This is a genomic window from Microbacterium sp. Bi128 (assembly GCF_918698205.1).
Genome location: NZ_CAKKMM010000414.1, coordinates 1 through 3,879 on the forward strand (window position 1 = coordinate 1; position 3,879 = coordinate 3,879).

Annotated in this window: 3 protein-coding genes and 1 pseudogene; all 4 read left to right on the top strand. The window is 70.8% G+C overall.

Features of this window, described 5'->3' with window-relative positions; all coding sequences use genetic code 11:
• Positions 1–205, top strand: a pseudogene (locus LQV45_RS20095) (DUF1211 domain-containing protein); the annotation flags it as partial.
• A 2-nt stretch (positions 206–207) separates the two neighbouring features.
• Positions 208–1,323 (top strand): GuaB3 family IMP dehydrogenase-related protein, encoded by a 1,116-nt coding sequence (locus tag LQV45_RS20100; protein WP_230008526.1) that lies wholly within the window; start codon positions 208–210, stop codon positions 1,321–1,323.
• A 13-nt stretch (positions 1,324–1,336) separates the two neighbouring features.
• The gene (locus LQV45_RS20105; RefSeq protein WP_374208256.1) at positions 1,337–2,203 is read left to right on the top strand and encodes an SURF1 family protein; all 867 of its coding nucleotides are present in this window, start codon (positions 1,337–1,339) and stop codon (positions 2,201–2,203) included.
• Between the two features lie 262 nt (positions 2,204–2,465).
• On the top strand, positions 2,466–3,879 hold a 1,414-nt coding region (locus LQV45_RS20110), incomplete at its 3' end, for a metallophosphoesterase family protein (protein WP_230008525.1).

The window sequence follows — 3,879 nt, forward strand, 5'->3', positions numbered from 1 at the left end:
GGGGCGGGCGGGGCTGAGCGCGGTGCTCATCAGCGGGGTCGCGGTCCTGCTCAGCCCGCTCGTGGGCTCGGTCGCCTTCGTGCTGTTCTTCTTCGACGGGCTCCTCACCCGGTTGCTGCGCGGCGGCGACGCTCCGGTCGATCCGGTCCGCGGGGCTCCCGGGTCGCCGGGGGCGTCGGAGGGCGCGGGTAGGCTGGGGGAGTGACCATGGAGATCGATCTCGGCCGTGCCAAGCGTGCCCGCCGCGCCTACACCTTCGACGACATCGCCGTCGTCCCCTCGCGGCGCACGCGCAACCCGGAAGACGTGTCGACGGCCTGGACCATCGACGCCTTCCCGTTCGAGATCCCGGTGCTCGGCGCCCCGATGGACTCCGTCGTCAGCCCGCGCACCGCGATCGAGCTCGGTCGACTGGGCGGGCTGGGCGTTCTCGACCTCGAGGGCCTCTGGACGCGCTACGACGATCCCGAGCCGCTCCTGGCCGAGATCGCGGGGCTGCCCGACTCCGAGGCGACGCGTCGCATGCAGGAGCTGTACTCCGAGCCGATCAAGCCCGAGCTGGTGCGCGATCGCCTCGCCGAGGTCCGCGCCGCCGGCGTCACGGTGGCCGGCGCCCTCACCCCGCAGCGTACCCACGACCTCTACGAGACGGTCGTTGCGGCCGGCGTCGACCTCTTCGTGATCCGCGGGACGACGGTCTCGGCCGAGCACGTCTCCAGCGTCGCCGAGCCCCTGAACCTCAAGAAGTTCATCTACGACCTCGACGTCCCTGTCATCGTCGGCGGTGCGTCGACGTACACGGCCGCGCTGCACCTCATGCGGACGGGCGCCGCGGGCGTCCTGGTCGGCTTCGGCGGTGGCGCCGCGTCCACGACTCGCGTGACCCTCGGCCTGCATGCGCCGATGGCCACCGCGGTCGCCGACGTCGCCGGAGCGCGACGCGATTACCTCGACGAGTCCGGCGGACGCTACGTCCACGTGATCGCCGACGGCGGCGTCGGAACCTCGGGCGACATCGTGAAGGCCCTGGCCATGGGCGCCGACGCCGTCATGCTCGGAGTCGCGCTCGCCCGCGCCACCGACGCGCCCGGCCGCGGGTTCCACTGGGGCCCCGAGGCCCACCACGCGAAGCTGCCCCGCGGACACCGCGTCGCGGTCGACCGCGTCGGCCCCCTCGAGCAGATCCTCTACGGCCCGGCCCCCGTGGCCGACGGCACCGCGAACCTCATCGGCGCGCTGAAGAAGTCGATGGCCACCACCGGGTACTCCGACCTCAAGGAGTTCCAGCGGGTCGAGGTCGTCGTCGCGCCCTACGGGCACTGATTCCGGTGCCCGCGTGACCTCTCCCACCGTCATCGAGCAGGAGCCCCGAGAGGTGTTCCCGCCGACGTTGCGTGAGGTCATGCTGCGCCCGCGCTGGCTCGCGCTGCTCGCCTTCTCGCTCGTCGTGGCGGGCGTGCTGGCGTGGCTGGGTCAATGGCAGCTCGGCCGCGCCGTCGACACGGCGCCCGCCGAACCGGGGCAGACCGAGATCGTTCAGCCTTTGGCCGACGTCGCCCAGCCGGGCGCGTACCTGCCCGAGCCACTCGTCGGTCAGCGGGTCGAGGCGAGCGGGCGGTGGATCGCTCCCGATTTCCTCGTGGTCTCGTCCCGTTTCAACGACGACGTCGAGGGGTACTGGGTCACCGGGCAGCTCCGCCTCGACGGCACGGCCGTCCCCACCTCGATCGCCGTCGCGCTCGGGTGGACCCGCGATGCGTCGGCGGCCGAGCGGGCCGCCCAGACCCTGCGCGCGCAGGCCGAAGCCGACCCCGATGCCGTCGTCGCCGTGACCGGGCGTCTGATCTCCGACGAGGGCCCCGGCCGACCGCCGGCCGGCGCCGACCCGCAGACCATGACGCGGATGTCGCCGGCGGCATTGCTCGGACGCTGGACCGACATCGACGGGGTGTCCGTTTACCGGCCCTACATCACCTCGCAGACCGCTATCGGGCCCCTCGACGCCATCGACTCCCCGGCCCCCGACGAGCGATCGCGGGTGAACTGGCTGAACATCTTCTACGCGGCCGAGTGGGCGATCTTCGCCGGCTTCGCTCTGTATCTCTGGTACCGCCTCGCCCGCGACGCGTGGGAGAAAGAGGTCGAAGACCTCGAGGATGCCGAGGCGGATGCCGCCGGCGCGGCCCCGTCGACATCGGCGTAGGGCGCTCCACGGGTCCACATCGAGGTGGACGGCGGGTAACGCCATCGCGAACGACGTCAGAGGGCGGACGGTCGCCGAACCCAGCCGGAGATGACATTTCGCGCCCGACGTGAACGTTGCTCGAACGTCGCGCGAGAACACCGCCCACGACCAGATCGAACGATGAGCCACCGACACAATCGCTAGGGATCCGCTGACAGCGGGTCATCTCGCCTGCAGTCGTCGGCCTACCCGAGGCCGGCCATGTCGAAGGAGCTTCTGCGTGCTCAAATTCGCTCGTCCGACGGCCATGACCGCGGGGGCTGTCGCCCTCGCGATCGGTCTGTCCAGCTTCGGAGGCGGCGTCGCCGTCGCCGCCGGTGGAGGCCTCGCGCCGCCCGCCATCGATCCCGTGCTCGTGCACACCCCGACCGCGGTTCCCGACCGGGTGATCCTGACCCCGACCGAGACGCCGACGACGAGTCAATCCGTCACTTGGCGCACCTCGAAGGACGTGACGACGCCCCGCGTCGAATGGGCGCTGAGCGGCCCCAGCGTGGTCAGCGGTGCGCAGTCGATGGACGCCACCTCCACGCACCGACTGGACACCACGCTCGGGTACGAGATCGCGCACCACTCGGCGACGATCTCGGGCCTCGAACCCGACACGACGTACGTCTACCGCGTCGGTGACGGCCAGACCTGGAGCGAATGGCTCGAGTTCTCCACCGCGAGCGCGAAGCCGGGCGACTTCAGCTTCCTGGTGCAGGGCGACGCGCAGAACGACAACAAGGCCTACACCTCGCGCACCTTCCGGGCCGCGTTCGAGTCCCGGCCGTACGCCCGCCTCGTGGTGCACGCCGGAGATCTCATCGACACCGAGACGAGTGACGCGGAGTGGGGAGAGTGGCACGAAGCCGCCGCCTTCTCCAACCAGTACCTCAACGTCGTGGCATCCACCGGCAACCACGAGTACTACCCGGGACCCGACCTGGCGGCGCACTGGGGCGCGCAGTTCGAGTACCCGCTCAACGGCCCCGAGGGTGCGGAGACCCTGAAGGAGACGGTCTACTCCGTCGACTACCAGGGCGTGCGTTTCATCAGCCTCGACTCCACGCAGGCCATGGGCGCGCAGTCGCGTGCGGCGCAGACGGCGTGGCTCGAGTCGCGCCTGGCCGAGAACCCGAACCAGTGGACCGTCGTGACGTTCCACCACCCGATCTTCTCGGTCACGAGCGGACGTGACAACGCGGTGCTGCGCGACGCCTGGCTGCCGCTGTTCGAGAAGTACGACGTCGACCTCGTCGTGCAGGGTCATGACCACGCGTACGGGCGCGGCAACCTCCGCGCCAACGAGCAGAACCTGCCCGCGGGCGCGGACCCGGCGAAGAGCCACACCGGCCCCGCCTATCTCGTCAGCGTCGCCGGCCCGAAGATGTACGTGCCCGACCCCGCCGAGGCGAACAACTGGACCGCGAACGGTGCCAACCTCCGGGTGACGGGCCGCGACGTGCAGCTCTTCCAGACGGTCGACGTCACCGCCGACGGTCGCATGCACGTCGAAGCGCGCACGGTCGACGGTGCACTGTTCGACGCCTTCACGATCACGAAGGATGCCGGTGGCGCGAAGCTCGTGACCGATGACGCCACCGCGTGGGTCGGTGGACCCGGATCGACCCGTGACGGTGTCGACGGTC

Bases quoted from the DNA above. Each gene is read 5' to 3' on its own strand.
- LQV45_RS20100 (WP_230008526.1), top strand. From the start codon at position 208: ATGGAGATCGATCTCGGCCGTGCCAAGCGTGCCCGCCGCGCCTACACC.